A 22,909-nucleotide genomic window follows, 5' to 3' on the forward strand; every position below is an offset into this window, starting at 1 on the left:
GAAAAACCGCCAGCTAGCCTGGCGGTTTTTTTTCGTCTCACGCTTTTCGATACCTGACTGACATTTTGTCGTTGACCATTTTTTGATCGTCGTCCGCTCTGGCCTCGCTGTTTGATCACTGACTGATCGCCCCCGTTGCCCGCGCGAACACGCTACGAACCGATTCAGGAGAACAACATGCCCCCGCACAATACCGATGATGTCCGCATTCGCGAATTGAAGGAACTCACGCCGCCCGCTCACCTGATCCGCGAATTTGCCTGCGACGAGACGGTTTCCAACGTGATCTACGACTCGCGCACCGCGATGCATCGCATTCTGCACGGCATGGACGATCGTCTGATCGTCGTGATCGGCCCGTGCTCGATTCACGATCCGAAGGCCGCGATCGAATACGCGGGGCGTCTGATCGAGCAGCGCAAGCGCTTTGCCGGCGAACTCGAAGTCGTGATGCGCGTGTACTTCGAAAAGCCGCGTACGACGGTGGGCTGGAAGGGTCTCATCAACGACCCGCATATGGACAACAGCTTCAAGATCAACGAAGGTCTGCGCACCGCGCGCGAGCTGCTTCTGCGCATCAACGAACTCGGCCTGCCGGCCGGCACCGAGTACCTCGACATGATCAGCCCGCAGTACATCGCGGATCTGATCTCCTGGGGTGCCATCGGCGCGCGCACGACCGAATCGCAGGTGCACCGGGAGCTGGCTTCGGGACTGTCGTGCCCGGTCGGCTTCAAGAACGGCACGGACGGCAACGTGAAGATCGCCGTCGACGCGATCAAGGCCGCCTCGCAGCCGCACCATTTCCTGTCGGTCACGAAGGGCGGCCACTCGGCGATCGTATCGACCGCGGGCAACGAGGACTGCCACGTGATTCTGCGCGGCGGCAAAACGCCGAACTACGACGCCGACAACGTCAACGCGGCCTGCGCGGACATCGGCAAGGCGGGTCTCGCCGCGCGTCTGATGATCGATGCGAGCCACGCGAACAGTTCGAAGAAGCACGAAAACCAGATTCCGGTGTGCGCGGACATCGGCCGTCAGATCGCCGCGGGTGACGAGCGGATCGTCGGCGTGATGGTGGAGTCGCACCTCGTCGCGGGTCGCCAGGATCTGCAGGAAGGCTGCGAGCTCACGTACGGCCAGAGCATTACCGATGCATGCATCGGCTGGGACGAGAGCGTCGCGGTGCTCGAAGGCCTTGCCGAAGCGGTCAGACAGCGCCGCGTCGCGCGCGGCAGCGGCAACTGAACACCTGCCCCGCCGCCACTGCGGGGGCTTGTCGGCAGTCCGTAGAAGAAACCCGGTTCAATATCGAACCGGGTTTTTTTATTGGCCATTCGGACGAATGGTACTCAGCCTGCTGCCTCGATATCGTCATAGCTCGTTGCCTGGTCGCTTACACGCTTGACCAGGCCGGAGAATGCGTATAAGATTTTATACATGAGGTGGCGATGGAGCAGGAAAAAGAAATTCGCTGGTTAGGCTCCAGCTACCGTGATTTGCTCGCTTTTCCCAACGAAGCGCGTCGTCTCGCAGGGTTTCAGCTTCACAAGATTCAGTCAGGACTCGACCCTGACGACTGGAAACCGTTCGAGTCTATCGGCGCGGGAACGCGCGAAATTCGCATCAGAGACGAGGACGGCATTTTTCGCGTGATGTACGTCGCCAAATACGCCGAAGCGCTGTACGTGCTGCATTGCTTTCAGAAGAAAACGCAGAGGCTCGGACCGCACGACAGAAGAATTGCCGAAACGCGCTACCGCGCCATCACCCATTACAGGACCACCCAGCCATGACGATCGACACCAACATTCGTCACGTAACGCGAGCCGGCGCGAACGTGTTCCTCGAACTCGGTTTTTCCGCCGATGAAGCGAAACGCCTTCACGCGGCGTCGCAAAAGCAGATCAACGACACGCGGCTGCTCAAGGAACAGCTGATGACCGAGCTGTCCACGTGGATCGAACAGCATCATCTGAAGCAGGCCGAGGCGGCCGAAATCCTGATGGTGTCGCGCCCGCGCGTGTCCGACGTCGTCAACAAGAAAACCACCAAGTTCACGATCGACACGCTCGTGGAAATGCTGAGCCGCATCGGCAAGCCGGTCACGCTCGCCGTCGGTTGAGCGTCGGCTCGTGCGAAGCACCGTGCGTGTCCATGCGCACATGTGCGTCGCCATTCACGGCGCGCCGCGATCGTGCTGCCACAGCACGTCGGTGCCGCCGTCCGCGCGATTGAGCACGCGCGCCAGCACGAACAGCAGATCCGACAGCCGGTTCACGTACTGACGTGGCGCCGCGTTCAGCGCCTCGTGTTCGCCAAGCGCGACGATCGCCCGCTCCGCGCGGCGGCAAACGGTACGGCACACATGCGCGAGCGCGGCCGCGCGCGAACCGCCCGGCAGAATGAATTCCTTCAGCGGCGGCAGCGTGGCGTTGTAGTCGGCGAGCCAGCCGTCGAGCTGCGCGAGATGCTGTTCGGAAATCATCGTGTGACCGGGAATGCACAGCTCGCCGCCCAGATCGAACAGGTCGTGCTGGATTGCGACCAGCGCCGCGCGTACGTTCTCGGGCAGGTTCTCGCACAACAGCACGCCGAGATTCGAATTGAGTTCGTCGACGTCGCCAATCGCGGCGATACGCGCGCTGTCCTTGCGCACGCGGCGGCCGTCGCCGAGACCGGTGGTGCCGTCGTCGCCGGTGCGAGTGGCGATCTTGCTGAGGCGATTGCCCATGACGTCTCCCATGTATTAGTGACGATGCTGCCAGCTGGTTTGTCCATATTGCACGCATCGCGAAATCGCCGCCATTATATGAGCGGAAGCCGACCCAGCGCTGCCTGGCGGGCGAACGGCGTAAAATGAAACACTTGCTGCAAACAGACCGTTATTTAAAGAAACTTTCATGGGACCGGAGCAAGCGTTGAAGCGCCAACTCCGATCGAGCTAAAGCATGGGACCGGAGTAAGCGCTGTAGCGCTAACTCCGGTCGACACAGGAGACATGCGTGAACCATCCCGTGCCGCCGGCGCCGCTACGCCGGCCGTTTCCCGCCGAATTGCTGAACCAGCTAAAAGCCGCTTTCGGCGATCGCGTTTCCGTTGCCGAAGCCGTGCGTGCGCACCACGGCCGCGACGAATCACCGTTCGATCCGCAACTGCCTGACGCCGTCGTGTTCGCGCGTACAAGCGAAGACGTGCAAACCGCCGTCAAGCTGTGCGGCCGGTACGACGTGCCGATCATTCCGTACGGCAATGGCTCGTCGCTCGAAGGACATCTGCTTGCCGTGCAAGGCGGCGTGTCGATCGATCTGTCGGAAATGAACCGGGTGTTGTCGATCAACGCCGAAGACCTGACCGTCACCGTCGAGCCCGGCATCTCGCGCAAGCAACTGAACGAAGCGCTGCGCGACACCGGCCTGTTCTTCCCGATCGACCCCGGCGCGGACGCGAGCATCGGCGGCATGTCGGCAACCCGCGCGTCGGGTACCAACGCCGTGCGCTACGGCACGATGCGCGAGAACGTGCTCGGCCTGACGGTCGTGCTCGCCGATGGCCGCGTGATCAAGACCGGCTCGCGCGCACGCAAATCGTCGGCGGGGTACGACCTCACGCGCCTGTTCGTCGGCTCGGAAGGCACGCTCGGCGTGATTACCGAAATCACGCTGCGCCTCTATCCGCAGCCGGAGGCGGTGTCGGCCGCGGTGTGCACGTTCCCGTCGATGGGCGATGCGGTGCGCGCGGTCATCGAGACGATCCAGATCGGCGTGCCGATCGCGCGTGTCGAGTTCGTCGACTCACTTGCGATCCGCTCGATCAATCGCCATTCGAATCTGACACTGCGCGAAGCGCCCACATTGTTCTTCGAATTTCACGGCACCGAGGCCGGCGTCAAGGAACAGGCCGAACTCGTGCAGGAAATCGCCGCACAGAATGCCGGTGAAGGCTTCGAATGGGCGACGCGCCCCGAAGACCGCAGCCATCTGTGGAACGCGCGTCACAACGCGTATTTCGCGATGCTGCAACTGAAGCCCGGCTCGCGCGCGGTCACCACCGACGTCTGCGTGCCGATCTCGCGTCTCGCGGAGTGTGTGGTCGAAACGGAGCAGGATCTGTTGGCCTCGCCGCTGCCCTGCCCGATCGTCGGCCATGTCGGCGACGGAAACTTCCACGTCGCGATCCTGATCGACCCGGACAAGCCCGAAGAGCTCGAGGAAGCCGAGCGCCTGAACCATCGCATCGTGCAGCGCGCGCTGCGGATGGACGGCACCTGCACCGGCGAGCATGGCATCGGCCTGCACAAGATGGGCTTTCTGCTCGAGGAGCACGGCGACGTCGCGGTCGACACGATGCGCTCCATCAAGCGCGCGCTAGACCCTCGCAATCTGATGAACCCGGGCAAGATTTTCGCCTGGGCGGCGGCCTGATCGACATTGCGCATGCCGGCCGCGGCAAACCGCTGACGCGCCCGGCGGCAACCGCGCCAAGCTGAACACGCAAGTGATGCGAAGCAGGCAGCACGAAACAGCCGGCTCGAACCAGCAAGCCGGACCGGCGCAAGCCACGAGGAGACAACTCACATGAACGCACCCGCTGAACTGTCGGCCGAAGTCCTCGCGCAGCGTCAGCGCGAAGTCGTGCAGGCACTGATGGCCGTGTTGCCGACCCACTGTCTGCTGTATCGCGAAGAAGACACCGTCGCGTACGAATGCGACGGGCTCGCCGCGTACCGGCGTCTGCCGCTCGCGGTCGTGTTGCCGGAAACCGAATCGCAGGTGCAGCGCATCGTGCAGATCTGCCATCGCCTCGAGGTGCCCATCGTGCCGCGCGGCGCGGGCACCGGGCTGTCCGGCGGCGCGATGCCGATTCGGCACGGCGTGGTGGTATCGCTCGCGCGCTTTCGCAAGATCGTCGAAGTCGACTCGTACGCGCGCATCGCGACCGTGCAGCCGGGCGTGCGCAATCTGGCGATCTCCGAAGCCGCGGCGCCGTATGGTCTTTACTATGCGCCGGATCCGTCGTCGCAGATTGCCTGCACGATCGGCGGCAACGTGTCGGAGAATTCGGGCGGCGTGCATTGCCTGAAGTACGGCCTCACCGTGCACAACGTGCTGCGCGTGCGCGCGGTCACGATGGAAGGCGAGATCGTCGAATTCGGCTCGCTCGCGCCCGACGCGCCGGGGCTCGATCTGCTCGCGGTGCTGATTGGCAGCGAGGGCATGTTCGCGATCGTCACCGAGGTCACCGTCAAGCTGATCCCGAAGCCGCAAACCGCGCAGGTCATCATGGCCAGCTTCGACGACGTCGTCAAAGGCGGCGACGCCGTTGCGGGCATCATCGCGGCGGGCATCATTCCGGCCGGCCTCGAGATGATGGACAAGCCCGCCACGCGCGCGGTCGAGGAGTTCGTCAACGCCGGCTACGACCTCGACGCGGCGGCGATCCTGCTGTGCGAATCGGACGGCACGCCCGAGGAAGTCGCGGCCGAGATCGTGCGCATGACCGCGGTGCTGCGCGAGCACGGCGCGACCCGTATCCAGATTTCACGCACGGAAGCCGAGCGCCTGCGCTTCTGGTCCGGGCGCAAGAACGCGTTTCCGGCCGCCGGCCGCATTTCGCCGGACTACTACTGCATGGACGGTACCGTGCCGCGCCGCAGTATCGGGCCGCTGCTCGCGCGCATCGAGGAGATGGAGAAGACCTACCAGTTGCGCTGCATCAACGTATTCCATGCCGGCGACGGCAACATGCACCCGCTGATCCTGTTCAACGGCAACGACCAGGACGAGTGGCATCGCGCCGAGTTGTTCGGTTGCGACATCCTCGAAGCTTGCGTCGAGCTGGGCGGCACGGTGACGGGCGAGCATGGCGTCGGCATCGAGAAGATCAATTCGATGTGCGTGCAGTTCTCGCCCGAAGAGCGCGACACGTTCCACGCGGTCAAGCGAGCATTCGACGCGCCCGGCCTGTTGAACCCCGACAAGGGCATCCCGACGCGGGCGCGCTGTGCCGAATACGGCAAGATGCACGTGCGCGGCGGCCTGCTGCCTCATCCCGAGCTGCCGCGCTTCTAGCGGCTGGCGTTTGCAGCGCGCATCCACCGTTGGCCGCGCCCGCACTGATGCTGGCGCGGCCTGCGCGGCGCTTTGCGCCCTCTCCTCCAGACCGATGCCGCGCCCCGTCATGCGGGTGCGCTCCGGCTTGCCAGCGAGCCGCCGCCCGGTACAATCAAACGAAACACAACGAGCAGGCCACCATGGAAGAGGACGACATCGTCGCCGTATGGTCCGAACGCGTGCGTTCGGCCAGCGCCGAGGGACGCGCGCTGCGCATCCGCGGCGGCGGCACCAAAGACTGGTATGGCCAGACGCTGGAAGGTGAGATCCTCGACACGCACGCTTATCGCGGCATCATCGCGTACGATCCGGCCGAGCTCGTGATCACCGCGCGCGCGGGAACACCGCTGCTGGAAATCGAAGCCGCGCTCGCCGAGCACAACCAGATGCTGCCGTTCGAGCCGCCGCACTTCGGGCCGCAGGCCACCTTCGGCGGCTGCATCGCCGCTGGCATTTCGGGGCCGCGCAGGCCGGCCGTCGGCGCCGCGCGCGACTTCGTGCTCGGCGCCGTCGTGATGAACGGCCAGGGGCAGGTGCTGCACTTCGGCGGCCAGGTCGTCAAGAACGTCGCGGGTTACGACGTGTCGCGGCTGCTCGCGGGCTCGCTCGGCACGCTCGGGCTGATCCTCGAGCTGTCGGTCAAAGTGCTGCCGCGGCCGCAGGTCGAAGCCACGCTGAAGTTCGACATGAACGGCACCGACGCGGTACGCAAGCTCAACGAATGGGGCGGCCGGCCCCTGCCGATCACCGCGAGCGCATGGCGCAACGGCACGCTCGCGGTGCGCCTGGGCGGCGCGGAAGCCGCGGTCAAGGCAGCGCGCACCGGGCTCGGCGGCGAAGTCGTCGATGCGGTCGAAGCTGAACGCTTCTGGGCCGGCCTGCGCGAACAGACCGATTCGTTTTTCGCGGGCATTCCACCGAAGGCCGCGCTGTGGCGTCTCGCGCTACCGTCGATCACCGAGCCGCTGCAGCTGCCCGGCGCGCAACTGATGGAATGGGGCGGCGGCCAGCGCTGGTGGATCACCGACACCGACGCGCAAACCGTGCGCATCAGCGCGAAACAGGCCGGCGGCCACGCGACCATCTTCCGCAGCGGCCACGGCTACGACCGCGGCGCCGGCGTATTCACACCGCTGCCCGCGCCGCTGATGAAAATCCATCGCGGCCTCAAACATGCATTCGACCCGGCCCGCATCTTCAACCGCGGCCGTCTCTACTCCGACTTCTGAGCGACGCGATGCAAACCAACCTCGCGGACTTCATTCGTAATACGCCCGATGGCAACGAAGCGGACGCCATCCTGCGCAAATGCGTGCATTGCGGTTTTTGCACGGCCACCTGCCCAACCTACCAACTGCTTGGCGACGAGCTCGACGGCCCACGCGGGCGCATCTATCTGATCAAGCAGATGGTCGAAGGCGCGCCGGTCACGCGCAGCACGCAGGTTCACCTCGACCGCTGCCTGACCTGCCGCAATTGCGAATCGACCTGCCCGTCGGGCGTGCAATATGGGCGGCTCGTCGAAATCGGCCGCAAGCTCACCGAAGAGAAAGTCACGCGTCCGCTCAATCAGCGGCTGATGCGGCGCCTGCTCGCGAGCGTGCTGCCGAACAGCGCGATCTTCACGCCGGCGATGCGGCTGGGTCAGCACGTGCGCGGCCTGCTGCCGAAGAAGCTGCGCGACAAGGTGCCCGCGCGCCAGCACCCGCTCGAATGGCCGAGCGCAAAACACGAACGCAAGGTGCTGATGCTGGCGGGCTGCGTGCAACCGTCAATGATGCCGAACGTCAACATCGCGACCGCGCGCGTGTTCGATGCGCTCGGCATCGAAACGCTGATCGCGCCGGACGCCGGCTGCTGCGGCGCGATCCGCCTGCACCTCGGCTACCACGACGAAGCGCTCGACGACCTGCGCGCGAACATCGACGCATGGTGGCCCTACGTCGAACAGGGCGTTGAAGCGATCGTGATGAACGCGTCGGGCTGCGGCGCGACGGTCAAGGAATACGCGCACCTGCTGCGCCTCGATCCGAACTATGCCGAGAAGGCGCGCCGCATCGTCGAATTGACGCGCGACGTCTCCGAGATCCTGCCCGAGTTCGAAGAACAGCTCGTCGCCATCACGCGCCGCCGCTCGGTACACACGGTCGCGTTTCATCCACCCTGCACGCTGCAGCATGGCCAGCAGATCCGCGGCAAGGTCGAGCAACTGCTCGGCGCGCTCGGCGTCGAAGTGCGCCTGCCCGCCGACAGCCATCTGTGCTGCGGTTCGGCCGGCACCTACTCGCTGCTGCAGCCGCGCATGTCGTACGCGCTGCGCGACCAGAAGCTCGAGCGTTTGCAGGCGCAGGAGCCGCAGGTGATCGTGTCGGCGAACGTCGGTTGCATCGCGCATCTGCAAAGCGGCACGTCGACGCCGGTCGCGCACTGGATCGAACTGGTCGAGCACATGCTGTCCGTATAATCGGGGCATCGTCTTCGCTGAACACCGGTTCGTTCCATGTCCGATCTGCCTCACAATCTCGCCGACGTGCACGAGCGCATCGCCAGGGCCGCGCAAGCGGCCCACCGCGACGCGCAGTCCGTGACGCTGCTCGCGGTCTCCAAAACGTTTCCCGCCGATGCCGTGCGCGCCGCTCATGCGGCCGGGCAGCACGCGTTCGGCGAAAACTATGTGCAGGAAGCGCTCGACAAGATCCAGACACTTGCCGATCTGCGCGCGTCGCTCGAATGGCATTTCATCGGGCCGCTGCAATCGAACAAGACGCGGCCCGTCGCCGAGCATTTCGACTGGGTACATTCGGTCGATCGGCTGAAGATCGCGCAGCGGCTGTCAGAGCAGCGCCCGGACAACCTGCCGCCGCTCAACGTGTGCCTGCAGGTCAACGTCAGCGGTGAAGCGTCGAAGAGTGGCGTCGCCATCGCCGAGGCGGCCGCTATCGCGCAGCAGATCGCCGCGCTGCCGAAGCTGAAGCTGCGCGGACTGATGTCGATTCCCGAACCGGGCGGCGATCTCGCAGAACAACGCGCGCCGCATCGCCAATTGCGCGAGCTATTCGAGCGCTTGCGTAACGACGGGCTCGCGCTCGATACGCTGTCGATGGGCATGTCGGCCGATCTCGAAGCAGCCGTGCTCGAAGGCGCGACGATCGTGCGCGTCGGCACCGCGATCTTCGGCGCACGCGATTATTCGCGCTGAGCATTTCCACGGGCCTTGCGCGAACCTGGCTGCGCGAAGCCCTCACCGCATCTCATCTGAACCTACCCGGACCATCATGAAAATTGCGTTTATCGGCGGCGGCAACATGGCCGCGGCGTTGATCGGCGGCCTCATCAAGCGGGGCGTCGCGCCCGCGGACCTGTACGCGGTCGATCCGAACGAAGACGCGCGCCAGCGCAACGAGCAGCAATTCGGCATCCGCACCGGCGCGGCCGCCGACGTCTCGCTCGCCGACTGCGACGCGGTCGTGCTCGCGGTGAAGCCGCAGATCCTGAAGAGCGTCGCCGGGACGCTGGCGCCGCATCTGCGCGCGTCGCAACTCGTCGTCAGCATCGTCGCGGGCATTCGGATCGGCGACATGTCGCGCTGGCTCGCTGGCCACAACCGCATCGTGCGCGTGATGCCGAATACGCCGGCGCTGATCGGCAGGGGCGTCACGGGTCTCGTCGCCAGCGGCAGCGTCGACGAAGCGGGCCGCGCGCTCGCGTCGCAGGTGCTCGGCGCGGTCGGCGAAACCGTCTGGTTCGACGACGAAGCGAAGATCGACGCGGTCACCGCGATCTCGGGCAGCGGGCCGGCCTACGTGTTCTATTTCATCGAAGCGCTGCAGGAAGCCGCGCGCCAGCTCGGGATGGACGAAGCGCAGGGCCGCGCGCTGGCGGTCGCGACCTTCACGGGCGCCGCGCAACTCGCGGCCAATTCCGACGAGCCGCCGAGCGTGCTGCGCGAGCGCGTGACATCCAAAGGCGGCACGACCGCGGCAGCGCTCGCCTCGTTCGAAGCGAGCGGCATCAAGGACGCGATCGTGCGCGGCGCACTGGCCGCCGACGCGCGGGCGCGCGAGATGGGCGACGAATTCGGCAAGCAGTAGCGCGAACCGGCGTCGAAAGGAAACAGCGGAAACAGACACGCCGTAGCGCGACTGTCCTTCTTCTCATCAGGGCAGGCGCCTACGGCGTGTAGAAACGCAGCGGTCTGAAGCCAGAAAAGCGCTGACGCGAATTAAAACGAAGCCACCACGTAATGCGCGGCGATCCCCGCGAACAATGCGCCGCCGAGCCAGTTGTTGTGACGGAACGCGGCAAAGCACGGCATGCGCTCGCGATGGCGGATCAGCGTGTAGTGATAGATCGCGCAACCCACCGCGACCGCCCAGCCGAGCCAGTACAGCGGACCAAACCCGAGCGTCACGCCGATGCCGACGTAAATCCCGAGCGTCACCGCATAGCACAGCATGACCGCGGCCACGTCGAAACGGCCGAACGTCAGCGCCGACGTCCGGATGCCGATCTTGATGTCGTCGTCGCGATCGACCATCGCGTATTCGGTGTCGTACGCAACGGCCCAGAAGATGTTCGCGACCAGCATCACCCACGCGAGCAGCGGCACGTGATCCTGCACAGCGGCGAACGCCATCGGAATACCGAAGCCGAACGCGATGCCCAGATACGCCTGCGGAATCGCGAAGAAGCGCTTCACGAACGGATACGTGCCCGCGACGAACAGCGCGACCACCGACAACTCCCTGGTCAATGCATTGAGCGGCTGAATCAGTAGAAACGCGACCAGCGACAGCACGGTTGCCAACCCGACCGCTTCCCACGCATTGATCTTGCCGGACGTGATCGGCCGGTTCTCGGTGCGCTTCACGTGACGGTCGAAATCGCGGTCCGCGTAGTCGTTGATCGCGCAGCCGGCCGAGCGCATCAGCACCGTGCCGAGCGTGAAGATCACCAGCAATTGCCACGACGGATGACCGCCGGACGCGATCCACAGTGCGTTGAGCGTCGGCCACAGCAGCAGCAGGCTGCCGATCGGCTTGTCCATGCGCACGAGGCGCAGATACAGGGGAAGTCGGGCGAACATGGGACGAATTCGGTGAAGTGCGAACACGGTGCGCCTATTTTACGGGAAGCGCACGGCGGCCCAGGATTCGCGCGGCCGCGTATCGAAGTGCCACGCGCTCGAATCTGTGCGTCATGCGGCAGCAGCGCAAAAAATAAAGCCTCCCGTGCAGGGAGGCTTGTGCGTTTTTAGCACGGCGCGCGCGATGCCGGCGCCGGCATCGGACTCGACTCGACCGGCTCAGCTGCGCCAAATCAGGCGAGCAGCGAGCGCAGCATCCATGCGGTCTTTTCGTGTGTCTGCATGCGTTGCGTGAGCAGGTCGGCGGTCGGCTCGTCGTTGGCGGCTTCCGTCGACGGGAAAATCGCGCGCGCGGTGCGCACCACGGCTTCCTGACCTTCGACCAGCTGACGGATCATGTCTTCCGCGGCCGGCACGCCGTCCGCTTCGGGGATCGACGACAGCTTCGCGAAATCCTTGTAGCTGCCCGGCGCATGCACGCCCAATGCACGGATGCGTTCGGCGATCGAGTCGACCGCGAGCGCGAGTTCGTTGTACTGCGTTTCGAACATCAGGTGCAGCGTATTGAACATCGGACCCGTGACGTTCCAGTGGAAGTTGTGGGTCTTCAGGTACAGCGTGTAGGTGTCGGCGAGCAGACGCGACAGCCCTTCGGCGATCTTCTTGCGATCCTTGTCGCTGATCCCGATGTTGACGTGCTGTACTGCTGCGGCGGCTTCTTTCTTGGCCATGACGACTCCTTTGAAGAGTGATACGAACCGGTCGGCAGATGACGGTCAGCGAAAACACGAATAAAACGTTCGACAGTGTAGCGTGAATGCCGCAAGGTTTGCGCAACGCGTGCCCGAGAGCCTTGCTGCGCAGCCATTCTGGCGGTACTGCGCTCAGCCGCCCAGCGCGTGTTGCAACGCCTGCGCGGCGATTACCGCAAAGCCGCTCGCGACAATCGCAAAGCCCAGCGCCTTGCGAAACATCAACGCCTGCCATTGCGCCTGCATGCTCGGCGCGGCGGCCCGACCGCCAATGCTCGCCATCATCATCCGAATCATGATCGTACTCCGGGTTCGTCTCGTGACGGACCGCAGCAATGCGCCGCGCCGTCGATTGCTTTGCCACTGCTTTACCATCCGCCGCGTCTATGACGCCTAGCGGTTCCTGCCTTCCCGCAACGCGGCGAGCGCCGCGATCACACCTTCCGCGTAAGCCGGATCGGCGCGGCGGAAATGCTCGATCTGACGCGCGACGATCTCCTGCGGCACGCCGTCGATATGTCGCGCGATATTGCCGAACAGACGCTCACGGTGCGCGTCGTCGAACAGCGCGAACAACATGCGCGGCTGCGTGTAGTAGTCGTCGTCCTCGCGATGCTCGTAACGCGCGACCGCGCCCGCCGCGAGCGGCGGCTCGGACGCGTTCGCGTCCTGCACGAAGTCGCCGAAGCGATTCGGCTCGTAATTCACGTTGCCGCCGCGATTGCCGTCGGTGCGCATCGCGCCATCGCGATGAAACGAATGCGGGTTCGGCACGCGCGGCGCATTCACCGGAATCTGGTGATGATTGATGCCGAGCCGGTAACGCTGCGTATCGCCGTACGAGAACAGCCGCCCCTGCAACAGACGGTCCGGCGAAAATCCGATGCCCGGCACCACGTTCGCCGGCGTAAACGCCGCCTGCTCGACGTCCGCGAAATAGTTCGCCGCGTTGCGATTCAGTTCGAGCGTGCCGACGTCGATCAACGGATAGTCCTTCTGCGACCACACCTTCGTGATGTCGAACGGATTGAAGCGGTAGTTCGCCGCATCCGCTTCCGGCATCACCTGAATGGCGAAGCGCCACTTCGGAAAGTTGCCCGCGTCGATGCTGTTCACCAGATCGCGCTGCGCGCTTTCGCGGTCATTGGCGACTACCTGCGCGGCATCGGCGTCGGTGAAGTTCTCGATGCCTTGCAGCGACTTGAAGTGGAACTTGACCCAGAAACGCTCGTTGCTCGCGTTGATGAACGAGTACGTGTGCGAGCCGAAGCCGTGCATCTGCCGGTAGTTCTTCGGAATGCCGCGATCGCTCATCAGAATCGTCACCTGATGCAGCGACTCCGGATGACTCGACCAGAAGTCCCACGCGGCGACGTTGCTGCGCAGATTCGTGTACGGATCACGCTTCTGCGTATGAATGAAGTCCGGAAACTTGAGCGGATCGCGAATGAAGAACACCGGCGTGTTGTTGCCGACCACGTCCCAGTTGCCTTCCCCGGTGTAGAACTTGATCGAGAAGCCGCGCACGTCGCGCTCGGCGTCGGCCGCGCCACGCTCGCCGGCCACCGTCGAAAAGCGCATGAAAAGCGGCGTTTGCTGGCCGACCTGCGCGAATACCTTCGCCTTCGTGTAGCGCGAAATGTCGTGCGTCACCGTCAGCGTGCCGAACGCGCCCGAACCCTTCGCGTGAACGCGCCGCTCGGGAATCACTTCGCGATCGAAGTGCGCGAGCTTTTCGAGCAGCCAGACGTCCTGCAGCACCACGGGGCCACGCGGGCCGGCGGTCATCGAGTTCTGGTTATCGGCGACGGGCGCGCCGGCGGCATTGGTGAGCTTACGTTCGGACATGGACACTCCTGCGTGGTTTCTATCGAATCGGGGGAAAAACATGCGGCATCCGTGCGCGACGGACGCCGTCACGGGTAGGCACGTCAGGCGGCCAGCACCCGGTCGGCCAGCAACGACACGGCGACCGTACGGATACTCGGCGCGGCGGCCGTCGTGGCCGGTTGCGCAGGAAAAGCGTGGATGGGCTGTGAAAGCGCTTGCATGATGTTTTCCTCCTGGCTTGTCTCGCGCCCCGACTCGGAGTCCGGGCGCTGAGCCTTATCGAATAAGGAGATCGGGCGATCCGTGGAGGAAACTATAGCAACATCTATCGAATATCCGTATTTGATTAATTTAATCTATTCGATAGGGCTTGCGCCCTTTTTGCGGCAGGCCGCACCGGTGTCCGGCGCGGCTGCGGATGATGGCGAGTCAGTTGACGGCGGCGGGCAGATCGAGCTTTTTGACGCCCGGCAGGTCGCACGCGGCGATTGCGTCGCAGATCGCGTCGATCGCGGGCATGCGCGTGAAGCTCTTGCGCCATGCCAGCACGACGCGGCGATCGGGCACCGGCTCGTCGAACGCGACATAGCTGAGCAGGCCCGCGTCGATACCGCCCGCATGTGGCTTGACCTCGTGCACCGACATGCGCGGCAGCACGGTAATGCCGACGCCGCTTGCGACCATATGACGAATCGTTTCGAGCGACGAGCCCTCGAAGGTCTTCTGGATGCCGTCGGCGTTCTGCGAAAAGCGCATCAGTTCGGGACACACGCCGAGCACGTGATCGCGGAAGCAGTGCCCGCTGCCGAGCAGCAGCATGGTTTCCTGCTTCAGGTCGTCGGGGTCGATCTTCGGGCGGCTTTCCCATGCGTGGCCGGACGGCAGCGCGACGACGAACGGCTCGTCGTACAGCGGACGCAGCATCAGCCCGGTTTCGGGAAACGGCAGCGCCATGATCGCCACGTCGATTTCGCCCTGCTTGAGCAGCTCGATCAGCTTCAGCGTGTAGTTTTCCTGCAGCATCAGCGGCATTTGCGGCACGCGCCGGATCATCTGCTTGACGAGCGTCGGCAGCAGGTACGGCCCGATCGTGTAGATCACGCCGAGGCGCAGCGGACCGAGCAGCGGGTCCTTGCCCTGCTTGGCGATTTCCTTGATCGCGAGCGTCTGCTCGAGCACGCGTTGCGCCTGCGTAACGATCTGTTCGCCGATCGGCGTCACGCTGACCTCGCTGGTTCCGCGCTCGAAAATCTGCACGTTCAGCTCGTCTTCGAGCTTCTTGATGGCGACGGACAGCGTGGGCTGGCTGACGAAACACGCTTCGGCGGCACGGCCGAAGTGCCGCTCGCGGGCCACCGCCACGATGTATTTCAATTCGGTGAGCGTCATTCGGGGATCAATCAGTCCGATGGATTCGATAGGTTCTAGTTATACACCTATAGGGTCGGTTCGCCAACTTTTTAGCCGTTGTGCTTGCGGCGGGGACGGCGCTCAGGCCTTCAGATACTGCTCGCGTGCGCCGAGCCAGCGCGCCAGATGCTGAATGACCACGTCCGGATATTGGTCGAGCAACGTCGCGGCGGCTTCGCGCGCCGGCTCGATGAGGTGCTGATCGTTCTGCAGGTCGGCGAAACGCAGCATCGCGGCGCCAGACTGCCGCGCGCCGAGGAACTCGCCAGGCCCGCGGATTTCGAGGTCGCGGCGGGCGATCTCGAAGCCGTCGGTGGTTTCGCGCATCGTTTGCAAGCGCGCGCGGGCGGTCATCGACAGCGGTCCGGTGTAGAGCAGCACGCAGACCGACGCGGCGCTGCCGCGCCCCACGCGTCCGCGCAACTGATGCAGCTGCGCGAGACCGAAGCGCTCCGCATGCTCGATCACCATCAACGATGCGTTCGGCACGTCGACGCCGACTTCGATCACCGTGGTCGCGACCAGCAGCTGGATCTCGTTGCGCGAGAACGCGTCCATCACCGTGGCCTTTTCGGCGGGCGCGAGGCGCCCGTGCACCAGCCCGACCTTCAGCTCGGGCAGCGCGGCCACCAGCGTCTCGTAGGTCTCGACCGCGGTTTGCAACTGCAGGGTCTCGCTTTCCTCGATCAGCGGACACACCCAGTACACCTGGCGCCCCGTCAACGCCGCCTCGCGCACGCGGCCGATCACCTCTTCGCGGCGCGCGTCGGACACGAGCTTCGTGAGGATCGGGGTGCGGCCGGGCGGCAGTTCGTCGATCGTGGAGACGTCGAGGTCCGCGTAGTAGGTCATGGCGAGCGTGCGCGGAATCGGCGTCGCGGACATCATGAGTTGATGCGGCTGGAAGTCGGCCGCGCCGTCGGCGGCGCCCTGCGCCTTCGCGCGCAACGCGAGCCGTTGCGCGACGCCGAAGCGATGCTGCTCGTCGACGATCACGAGTCCGAGGCGCGCGAACTCGACCGCGTCCTGAATGATCGCGTGCGTGCCGATCACGAGCTGCGCGGTGCCGAGCGCGGCCGCTTCGATCGCGGCGCGCTTCTCCTTCGTCTTCAGACTGCCCGCGAGCCACGCGACACTCACGCCGAGCGGCTCGAGCCAGCCGCGCAATTTGCGCGCGTGCTGCTCGGTGAGAATTTCGGTCGGCGCCATCAGCGCGGCCTGGTAGCCGGCGTCGATCGCCTGCGCGGCGGCGAGCGCCGCGACGATCGTCTTGCCGCTGCCGACGTCGCCCTGCAACAGCCGCTGCATCGGATGCGGCTGCGTCAGATCGAGCGCGATCTCGCCGCCGACGCGCTGCTGCGCGGCCGTCAGCGAAAATGGCAGCGCCTTCAACAGGCGCGCGACCAGCGCCGATTCGTCGCCGAGCTTGCGGCGCGGCATGGCCGGCGCGGCGCGCGTGCGCCGCTCGTCGTGCGCGCGCTTCAGCGACATCTGCTGCGCGAGCAGCTCCTCGAACTTGATGCGCACCCAGGCCGGATGCGTGCCGTCGATCAGCGCCGTTTCGTCCGATTGCGGGCCCGGATGATGCAGCGTGCGCACCGCGTCCATCAGCGCCGGCACGCCGAGCGGTTCGAGAAACGCGCGCGCGACCGGCGCGGGCAGCAACTCCGGCAGCGACGTGCGCGCGAGCGCGTTGTCGATCGCCTTGCGCAGATACGCCTGCGACACGCCCGCGGTGCTCGGATAGACCGGCGTCAGCGCCTGCGGCAGCGGCGTGTCTTCATCGACGACGCGCACGGTCGGATGCACCATCTCCATGCCGAAGAAGCCGCCCCGCACGTCGCCGCGCACGCGCAGGCGCGCGCCGGGCGCCATCTGCTTGACCTGCGAGCCGTAGAAATTCAGAAAGCGCAGCACGAGTTCGTCGCCGTCGGCGTCGCGCAGCTTCACGAGCAGCTGCCGGCGCGGGCGATAGGCGATCTCATTGTCGAACACCACGCCTTCGGTTTGCGCGATGCCGCCGGGCAGCAAGTGACCGATCGGCGTCAGCGAGGTTTCGTCTTCGTAGCGCATCGGCAGATGCAGCACGAGGTCGATGTCGCGTGTGAGGCCGAGTTTGGCGAGCTTGTCGGCGGTTTTGACCGGGGCTTTGGCGGCGGCTGTTGCCGCGCCTTTGGTTTTGGCGGCGGATTTGTCGTCGCTCGCGTGGTCGGCGGCGAATTGATCCGGCGGGTCGCCCGCGTGGCCGCCGGGCTTGTCGCCGTCGCGCCCGGCATCGTGGCCAGCGGCCATCATGCCGCCTTGTGCGCCCGCTTGCGCCGCATCCCGCTCCCCCGCCTCCGCCCGCGCACCGCGGCGCCGCGGTTCGGCGCCCGCTTCGAGGGTGGCAACGGACGATCGGCGGTCGGACAAAGGCATAGGCTGCTTCGCAAGTACAATATCGGGTGCTGTCGAAAAGAAGTCGTGCCGCCCTTCGCGCGTCCAGCGTAGGCAGGATGCGGCACAAAGCGCGCGGGCCGCTTCGGCGTCCCGCCATCATAGCCGCCCGGCTCCGGCTTCGGCTCAATTCAGTCCCAAATCAGTCCCAACCCGCTTCCAGTCGTTCGCATGTTTACGCTTTCCGATTTCGATTTCGATCTGCCGCCCGAGCTGATCGCGCAAGTCGCGCTGCCCGAGCGCAGCGCAAGCCGTCTGCTCGACGTGGACGCCGCAGGCGCCGCCGACGGCGCCGCGCGCCTGATCGACCGCCGCTTCACCGAACTGCCCGAGTGCCTCGCGCCGGGCGATCTGCTCGTCTTCAACGATACCAAAGTGCTGAAGGCGCGCTTCTTCGGCCAGAAGTCGAGCGGCGGCAAGATCGAAGTGCTGGTCGAGCGCCTGACTGGCGAGCGCAGCGCGCTCGCGCAGATCCGGGCGAGCAAGAGCCCGCAGGCGGGCACGACGATCCGTCTCGCGGATGCGTTCGACGTCACCGTCGGCGAGCGCGTCGATCAGTTCTACACGCTGCATTTCCCCGACGACTGCCTGACGCTGATCGAGCAGTACGGCCGTCTGCCGCTGCCGCCGTACATCGAGCACGACCCCGACGCGACCGACGAAACCCGCTATCAGACCGTATTCGCGCAGAACCCGGGCGCGGTCGCCGCGCCGACCGCCGGCCTGCACTTCGACGACACGCTGCTCGCCCGCCTCGACGCCCTCGGCATCGACCGCGCGACGCTGACGCTGCACGTCGGCGCGGGCACGTTTCAGCCGGTGCGCGTCGAAAACATCGCCGAGCACAAGATGCACAGCGAGTGGTATCACCTGCCGCAAGCGCTCGCGGACAAGATCGCCGCGACCAAGGCGCGCGGCAACCGCGTGATCGCGGTCGGCACGACCTCGATGCGCGCGCTCGAAGCCGCCGCGCGCGACGCCGAAGCCGCCGGCCATCCGCTCGGCGCGGCGAGCGCGGAAACCGACATCTTCATCACGCCGGGCTACCGGTTCCGTGTGGTCGACCGGCTGGTCACGAACTTCCATTTGCCGAAATCTACGCTGCTGATGCTGGTGTCGGCGTTCGCGGGCGTCGAGACGATTCGCGCCGCGTACCGTCATGCGATCGACGAGCGCTATCGTTTTTTCAGCTACGGTGACGCGATGCTGCTCACGCGGCGCGATGCATGAGCCGGTTCGAGCACTGCTTCAGCGTATTGGCAGTCTTCCTAGCCGCCGCGATCCCTCGTGGCGGTTTTCATTGATTGCGCCGGACTGTTTTCCGGTCGCCCAGGAGTGATCCCCATGACCCTTGGTCATCCCTTGCAACAGCCTGCCCATGAGCGCCCGGAGAACGGCCTCAGATTCGAACTGCTCGGCACCGACGGCCTCGCGCGCCGCGGCCGCGTCACGCTCAATCACGGCGTGGTGGAGACGCCGATCTTCATGCCGGTCGGCACCTACGGCACCGTGAAGGCGGTCCAGCCGCGCGAGCTCGACGAAATGCACGCGCAGATCATCCTCGGCAATACGTTTCACCTGTGGCTGCGACCCGGCCTCGAAACCATCGAGGCGCACGGCGGCCTGCACCGCTTCATGGGCTGGAAGAAGCCGATCCTGACCGACTCGGGCGGCTTCCAGGTGTTCTCGCTCGGCGATCTGCGCAAGATCACCGAGGACGGCGTCACGTTCGCGTCGCCGATCAACGGCGACCGGCTGTTCCTGTCGCCGGAAGTGTCGATGCAGATCCAGAAGGTGCTGAACTCGGACATCGTGATGCAGTTCGACGAATGCACGCCGTACGCCACCAACAACATCCCGACCTCGCACAAGGAAGCCGCCGAATCGATGCGCATGTCGATGCGCTGGGCGCAACGCTCGATCGACGAATTCGAGCGCCTCGGCAATCCGAATGCACTATTCGGCATCGTGCAGGGCGGCATGTTCGAGGATCTGCGCGACGAGTCGCTCGCCGGCCTCGCGCAGAAGAACTTCCACGGCCTCGCGATCGGCGGTCTGTCGGTCGGCGAGCCGAAGGAAGACATGATGCGGATCCTGAACCACATCGGCCCCAAGCTGCCGGCCGACAAGCCGCACTACCTGATGGGCGTCGGCACGCCGGAAGACCTGGTGGCCGGCGTCGCGGCCGGCGTCGACATGTTCGACTGCGTGATGCCCACGCGCAACGCGCGCAACGGCTGGCTCTTCACGCGTTTCGGCGACATCAAGATCCGCAACGCGACGCACAGGAACTCGCTGCGCCCGCTCGACGAGCAATGCGGCTGCTACACCTGCCGCAACTTCACGCGCGGCTATCTGCACCACCTGCATCGCGTCGGCGAAATTCTCGGCGCGCAGCTGAACACGATCCACAACCTGCATTACTACCTGGAACTGATGCAGGAAATGCGCGATGCGATCGAGGCGAAACTGTTCGAGACATTCCGCAAGCGTTTCCACGAAGACCGCGCGCGCGGCGTCGAACCGTCGTCCTGACGGCCCGCCACATGGATTGCGCATGCCGCACGCGGACAACTTACAATTTACTTTCGCCGGCCGCTGAATTTGCCCCGAATCGGACCTTTAAACGGTTGATCGCAAAGACGATTCGCCGCGCCGGCGCGCGTGTGGCCGGTGGTAGAATAATCGGCTGATTTTTTTGATCGTTTGACTGATAACGGAGAGACCAACGTGTCGTTCATTTCCAATGCCTTCGCGCAAGGCGCAGCAGCAGGTGGTATCGAATCGAACCTGATGAGCTTCCTGCCGCTGATCCTGATGTTCGGCGTACTGTACTTCATCATGATTCGCCCGCAAATGAAGCGTCAGAAGGAACATCGCACCATGCTCGCAGCGATGGCCAGGGGCGATGAAGTCGTGACGAACGGCGGCATCGTCGGCAAGGTGACGAAGGTGGGCGAAGCCTACGTCGGCATCGAAATCTCGGAAGGCACGGAAGTCACCGTGCAAAAGGCGTCGGTCACGACAATTCTCCCGAAGGGCACGATCAAGTCGCTGTAAGGCCTGCACTCCCCGCGTCCGGTGCGGCCTCGCCGGCGGTTCAGGCAGTTCGCTGAACGGCCCGCGCTCATCGCCGGACGCATCGCATCCAAGCCAACCTTCCCGTTGGACCACTCATGAATCGCTACCCCCTCTGGAAATACGCCGTGATGCTGGTGGCTCTGGTCATCGGCCTCGTGTACACGCTGCCCAATCTGTACGGCGAAGCGCCGGCGGTGCAGGTGTCGAGCGGCAAGGCCACGGTCAGACTCGACGCCGCCACGCTAGCGTCGATCGAAGCCGCGCTCGCGGCCAATCACATCAAGCCGACCGCAATCACGTTCGACAACTCGCAGAACAACGCGAACATCCGCGTGCGCCTGACGAACACGGACACGCAGTTGCGCGTGAAAGACCTGCTGCAGAAGTCGCTCAATAGCGACCCGAACGATCCGCAGTACGTCGTCGCACTGAACCTGCAAAGCGCGTCGCCGACCTGGATGACCGCGCTGCGCGCGCTGCCGATGTACCTCGGTCTCGACCTGCGCGGCGGTGTGCACTTCCTGCTGCAGGTCGACATGGCCGGCGCGCTGAACAAGAAGCTCGACTCGGACGCCTCGGACGTGCGCACGCTCCTGCGCGACAACAACGTGCGCGACGGCGGCGTGAATCGCGTGAACCAGTCGGTGGTGGTGAATCTGGCCGACCAGGCCACGGCGGACGCGGCACTCAAGCTGCTCAGCCGCAGCGTCAGCGAACTGCAGTGGGCGTCGCAGCCGAACACCGGCGCGGACGGCGGCGTGCAGCTCGTCGGCACCTTTACGCCGGCCGTGCAGCGCGAGGTGCAGGAGGCCGCGCTCAAGCAGAACATCACGACGCTGCATAACCGCGTGAACGAACTCGGCGTGGCCGAGCCGGTGATCCAGCAACAGGGCACGGACCGCATCGTCGTCGAGCTGCCGGGCGTGCAGGACACCGCGAAGGCGAAGGACATCATCGGCCGTACGGCGACGCTCGAAGCGCGCCTCGCCGATCCGGTCAACACGCATCCGAACCCGAACGAGCCGGTGCCGCCGGGCGATGAACTCTTCACGCAAGGCAACCAGACGCCGGTGCTGCTGCGCAAGCAGGTGATCTTCACCGGCGACCGCATCATCGACGCGTCGGCCGGCTTCGACGAGCATCAGCGTCCGACGGTCAATATCCGTCTCGACTCGGCCGGCGGCCGCGCGGTGCGCGCGGTATCGCGTGACAACATCGGCAAGCCAATGGCGATGGTGCTGTTCGAGCACGGCAAGGGCGAAGTGCTGACCGTCGCGACGATTCAGTCGGAACTGGGCGACCGCTTCCAGATCACCGGCCAGCCGACCCCGCAAGCGGCCGCCGACCTCGCGCTGCTGCTGCGCGCCGGTTCGCTCGCCGCGCCGATGGAAATCATCGAGGAACGCACGATCGGCCCGAGCCTCGGCGCCGACAATATCAAGAAGGGCTTCCACTCGGTCGTGTGGGGCTTCGCCGCCATCGCCGTATTCATGAGCGCGTACTACATGCTGTTCGGCGTGATCTCGATGGTCGGCCTGTCCGTGAACCTGCTGCTGCTGGTCGCGGTGCTGTCGATGCTGCAGGCCACGCTCACGCTGCCGGGTATCGCCGCTATCGCGCTCGCGCTCGGTATGGCGATCGACGCGAACGTGCTGATCAACGAGCGCGTGCGCGAAGAGCTGCGCCACGGCGCGCCGCCGCAACTGGCCATCCAGAACGGCTACGCGCATGCATGGGCGACGATTCTCGACTCGAACGTGACCACGCTGATCGCCGGCCTCGCGCTGCTCGCGTTCGGCTCCGGTCCGGTGCGCGGCTTCGCGATCGTCCACTGTATCGGCATTCTGACGTCGATGTTCTCGGCGGTGTTCTTCTCGCGCGGCCTGGTCAACTTCTGGTACGGCGGCAAGAAGAAGCTGAAGTCGCTGTCGATCGGCCAGGTGTGGCGTCCGCAAACGGCGGCGGCAGGCTCGGCCGCGTATGCCGGCAACACCCTCGGCGGCAGCGACGCCGCGACCGACACCGCGCAGGCCATCGCCACGGCGAAGGCGAAAGCGAAGGCAAGCTCGAAGGCACCGGCCGCGGCCGGCGCGCAGGGTCGCTCGAAACCGACCGTGCGTCGCCGCAATGCGCCGGGCACGCCGACGTCGAATGACTCGACGCGGCAAAAACCGGGTTCATCCCGCTGAGTCCCGGAG

20 protein-coding genes are annotated in these 22,909 nt (G+C 65.2%); 13 read left to right on the forward strand and 7 right to left on the reverse strand.

All coding sequences use genetic code 11. From position 1 onward, the window contains the following. Nucleotides 1-177: 177 nt before the first annotated feature. From aroG to F6X37_RS09730, 3 genes are all read left to right on the forward strand, one after another. Nucleotides 178-1,251: a 3-deoxy-7-phosphoheptulonate synthase AroG gene (gene aroG, locus F6X37_RS09720; RefSeq protein WP_090805593.1), complete on the forward strand. Its 1,074-nt coding sequence runs from the start codon at nucleotides 178-180 to the stop codon at nucleotides 1,249-1,251. A 203-nt stretch (nucleotides 1,252-1,454) separates the two neighbouring features. Continuing rightward, on the forward strand, nucleotides 1,455-1,799 hold the full coding sequence (locus F6X37_RS09725) for a type II toxin-antitoxin system RelE/ParE family toxin (RefSeq protein WP_090803103.1): 345 nt from the start codon (nucleotides 1,455-1,457) through the stop codon (nucleotides 1,797-1,799). Continuing rightward, nucleotides 1,796-2,128: a helix-turn-helix domain-containing protein gene (locus F6X37_RS09730; protein ID WP_090803102.1), complete on the forward strand. Its 333-nt coding sequence runs from the start codon at nucleotides 1,796-1,798 to the stop codon at nucleotides 2,126-2,128. The genes F6X37_RS09725 and F6X37_RS09730 overlap by 4 nt, the downstream gene beginning before the upstream one ends. Before the next feature lie 54 nt (nucleotides 2,129-2,182). Here the strand turns inward: F6X37_RS09730 and F6X37_RS09735 are convergent, their stop codons facing one another. Then, entirely contained in the window at nucleotides 2,183-2,737 is a 555-nt protein-coding gene (locus tag F6X37_RS09735; RefSeq protein ID WP_187611120.1) for a cob(I)yrinic acid a,c-diamide adenosyltransferase, read from the reverse strand. A gap of 271 nt (nucleotides 2,738-3,008) precedes the next feature. Here F6X37_RS09735 and F6X37_RS09740 point away from each other — a divergent pair, with 271 nt between their 5' ends. The 6 genes from F6X37_RS09740 (at nucleotide 3,009) to proC (ending at nucleotide 10,207) form a co-directional block, all read left to right on the forward strand. Then, complete coding sequence (locus F6X37_RS09740; RefSeq protein ID WP_187611121.1) at nucleotides 3,009-4,427, forward strand: FAD-linked oxidase C-terminal domain-containing protein; 1,419 nt, start codon at nucleotides 3,009-3,011, stop codon at nucleotides 4,425-4,427. Nucleotides 4,428-4,580: 153 nt separating this feature from the next. Beyond that, on the forward strand, nucleotides 4,581-6,074 hold the full coding sequence (locus tag F6X37_RS09745; protein ID WP_090803097.1) for an FAD-linked oxidase C-terminal domain-containing protein: 1,494 nt from the start codon (nucleotides 4,581-4,583) through the stop codon (nucleotides 6,072-6,074). A gap of 182 nt (nucleotides 6,075-6,256) precedes the next feature. After that, on the forward strand, nucleotides 6,257-7,345 hold the full coding sequence (glcE, locus tag F6X37_RS09750; RefSeq protein WP_187611122.1) for a glycolate oxidase subunit GlcE: 1,089 nt from the start codon (nucleotides 6,257-6,259) through the stop codon (nucleotides 7,343-7,345). A gap of 8 nt (nucleotides 7,346-7,353) precedes the next feature. After that, the gene (gene glcF / locus F6X37_RS09755) at nucleotides 7,354-8,580 is read left to right on the forward strand and encodes a glycolate oxidase subunit GlcF (RefSeq protein WP_187611123.1); all 1,227 of its coding nucleotides are present in this window, start codon (nucleotides 7,354-7,356) and stop codon (nucleotides 8,578-8,580) included. Between the two features lie 36 nt (nucleotides 8,581-8,616). Continuing rightward, complete coding sequence (locus F6X37_RS09760; RefSeq protein ID WP_187611124.1) at nucleotides 8,617-9,315, forward strand: YggS family pyridoxal phosphate-dependent enzyme; 699 nt, start codon at nucleotides 8,617-8,619, stop codon at nucleotides 9,313-9,315. 76 nt (nucleotides 9,316-9,391) lie between these two features. Next, complete coding sequence (proC, locus tag F6X37_RS09765; protein WP_187611125.1) at nucleotides 9,392-10,207, forward strand: pyrroline-5-carboxylate reductase; 816 nt, start codon at nucleotides 9,392-9,394, stop codon at nucleotides 10,205-10,207. A 131-nt stretch (nucleotides 10,208-10,338) separates the two neighbouring features. Here the strand turns inward: proC and ubiA are convergent, their stop codons facing one another. From ubiA to recG, 6 genes are all read right to left on the reverse strand, one after another. Then, entirely contained in the window at nucleotides 10,339-11,202 is an 864-nt protein-coding gene (gene ubiA / locus F6X37_RS09770; protein ID WP_187611126.1) for a 4-hydroxybenzoate octaprenyltransferase, read from the reverse strand. A gap of 233 nt (nucleotides 11,203-11,435) precedes the next feature. After that, complete coding sequence (locus F6X37_RS09775; protein WP_184034504.1) at nucleotides 11,436-11,933, reverse strand: Dps family protein; 498 nt, start codon at nucleotides 11,931-11,933, stop codon at nucleotides 11,436-11,438. 153 nt (nucleotides 11,934-12,086) lie between these two features. Further along, entirely contained in the window at nucleotides 12,087-12,251 is a 165-nt protein-coding gene (locus F6X37_RS09780) for a hypothetical protein (protein WP_184034506.1), read from the reverse strand. A 96-nt stretch (nucleotides 12,252-12,347) separates the two neighbouring features. Continuing rightward, complete coding sequence (locus F6X37_RS09785) at nucleotides 12,348-13,802, reverse strand: catalase (protein WP_187611127.1); 1,455 nt, start codon at nucleotides 13,800-13,802, stop codon at nucleotides 12,348-12,350. A gap of 411 nt (nucleotides 13,803-14,213) precedes the next feature. Continuing rightward, entirely contained in the window at nucleotides 14,214-15,173 is a 960-nt protein-coding gene (locus tag F6X37_RS09790) for a LysR substrate-binding domain-containing protein (RefSeq protein WP_184055574.1), read from the reverse strand. Nucleotides 15,174-15,275: 102 nt separating this feature from the next. Then, on the reverse strand, nucleotides 15,276-17,612 hold the full coding sequence (recG, locus tag F6X37_RS09795) for an ATP-dependent DNA helicase RecG (RefSeq protein WP_187611128.1): 2,337 nt from the start codon (nucleotides 17,610-17,612) through the stop codon (nucleotides 15,276-15,278). 189 nt (nucleotides 17,613-17,801) lie between these two features. Here recG and queA point away from each other — a divergent pair, with 189 nt between their 5' ends. The 4 genes from queA (at nucleotide 17,802) to secD (ending at nucleotide 22,900) form a co-directional block, all read left to right on the forward strand. Further along, on the forward strand, nucleotides 17,802-18,860 hold the full coding sequence (queA, locus tag F6X37_RS09800) for a tRNA preQ1(34) S-adenosylmethionine ribosyltransferase-isomerase QueA (protein ID WP_184034518.1): 1,059 nt from the start codon (nucleotides 17,802-17,804) through the stop codon (nucleotides 18,858-18,860). A 114-nt stretch (nucleotides 18,861-18,974) separates the two neighbouring features. Continuing rightward, on the forward strand, nucleotides 18,975-20,165 hold the full coding sequence (gene tgt / locus F6X37_RS09805) for a tRNA guanosine(34) transglycosylase Tgt (RefSeq protein ID WP_187611129.1): 1,191 nt from the start codon (nucleotides 18,975-18,977) through the stop codon (nucleotides 20,163-20,165). 195 nt (nucleotides 20,166-20,360) lie between these two features. Then, a complete protein-coding gene (yajC, locus tag F6X37_RS09810) occupies nucleotides 20,361-20,690 on the forward strand; it encodes a preprotein translocase subunit YajC (RefSeq protein ID WP_090803078.1) in 330 nt (109 codons plus the stop codon). Between the two features lie 116 nt (nucleotides 20,691-20,806). After that, on the forward strand, nucleotides 20,807-22,900 hold the full coding sequence (gene secD / locus F6X37_RS09815) for a protein translocase subunit SecD (RefSeq protein WP_187611130.1): 2,094 nt from the start codon (nucleotides 20,807-20,809) through the stop codon (nucleotides 22,898-22,900). Nucleotides 22,901-22,909: the final 9 nt, after the last annotated feature.

Source organism: Paraburkholderia sp. 31.1, assembly GCF_014397645.1.
GTDB classification, from domain to species: domain Bacteria; phylum Pseudomonadota; class Gammaproteobacteria; order Burkholderiales; family Burkholderiaceae; genus Paraburkholderia; species Paraburkholderia tuberum.

What these genes read in the sequence shown, in the direction of transcription:
- secD (WP_187611130.1), top strand. Translation starts at nt 20,807, where the DNA reads ATGAATCGCTACCCCCTCTGGAAATACGCCGTGATGCTGGTGGCTCTG.
- glcE (WP_187611122.1), top strand. Translation starts at nt 6,257, where the DNA reads ATGGAAGAGGACGACATCGTCGCCGTATGGTCCGAACGCGTGCGTTCG.
- F6X37_RS09785 (WP_187611127.1), bottom strand. Translation starts at nt 13,802, where the DNA reads ATGTCCGAACGTAAGCTCACCAATGCCGCCGGCGCGCCCGTCGCCGAT.
- F6X37_RS09745 (WP_090803097.1), top strand. Translation starts at nt 4,581, where the DNA reads ATGAACGCACCCGCTGAACTGTCGGCCGAAGTCCTCGCGCAGCGTCAG.
- F6X37_RS09780 (WP_184034506.1), bottom strand. Translation starts at nt 12,251, where the DNA reads ATGATTCGGATGATGATGGCGAGCATTGGCGGTCGGGCCGCCGCGCCG.
- F6X37_RS09735 (WP_187611120.1), bottom strand. Translation starts at nt 2,737, where the DNA reads ATGGGCAATCGCCTCAGCAAGATCGCCACTCGCACCGGCGACGACGGC.
- proC (WP_187611125.1), top strand. Translation starts at nt 9,392, where the DNA reads ATGAAAATTGCGTTTATCGGCGGCGGCAACATGGCCGCGGCGTTGATC.
- F6X37_RS09775 (WP_184034504.1), bottom strand. Translation starts at nt 11,933, where the DNA reads ATGGCCAAGAAAGAAGCCGCCGCAGCAGTACAGCACGTCAACATCGGG.
- recG (WP_187611128.1), bottom strand. Translation starts at nt 17,612, where the DNA reads ATGCCTTTGTCCGACCGCCGATCGTCCGTTGCCACCCTCGAAGCGGGC.
- F6X37_RS09790 (WP_184055574.1), bottom strand. Translation starts at nt 15,173, where the DNA reads ATGACGCTCACCGAATTGAAATACATCGTGGCGGTGGCCCGCGAGCGG.
- ubiA (WP_187611126.1), bottom strand. Translation starts at nt 11,202, where the DNA reads ATGTTCGCCCGACTTCCCCTGTATCTGCGCCTCGTGCGCATGGACAAG.
- F6X37_RS09760 (WP_187611124.1), top strand. Translation starts at nt 8,617, where the DNA reads ATGTCCGATCTGCCTCACAATCTCGCCGACGTGCACGAGCGCATCGCC.
- tgt (WP_187611129.1), top strand. Translation starts at nt 18,975, where the DNA reads ATGACCCTTGGTCATCCCTTGCAACAGCCTGCCCATGAGCGCCCGGAG.
- queA (WP_184034518.1), top strand. Translation starts at nt 17,802, where the DNA reads ATGTTTACGCTTTCCGATTTCGATTTCGATCTGCCGCCCGAGCTGATC.
- aroG (WP_090805593.1), top strand. Translation starts at nt 178, where the DNA reads ATGCCCCCGCACAATACCGATGATGTCCGCATTCGCGAATTGAAGGAA.
- F6X37_RS09725 (WP_090803103.1), top strand. Translation starts at nt 1,455, where the DNA reads ATGGAGCAGGAAAAAGAAATTCGCTGGTTAGGCTCCAGCTACCGTGAT.
- glcF (WP_187611123.1), top strand. Translation starts at nt 7,354, where the DNA reads ATGCAAACCAACCTCGCGGACTTCATTCGTAATACGCCCGATGGCAAC.
- F6X37_RS09730 (WP_090803102.1), top strand. Translation starts at nt 1,796, where the DNA reads ATGACGATCGACACCAACATTCGTCACGTAACGCGAGCCGGCGCGAAC.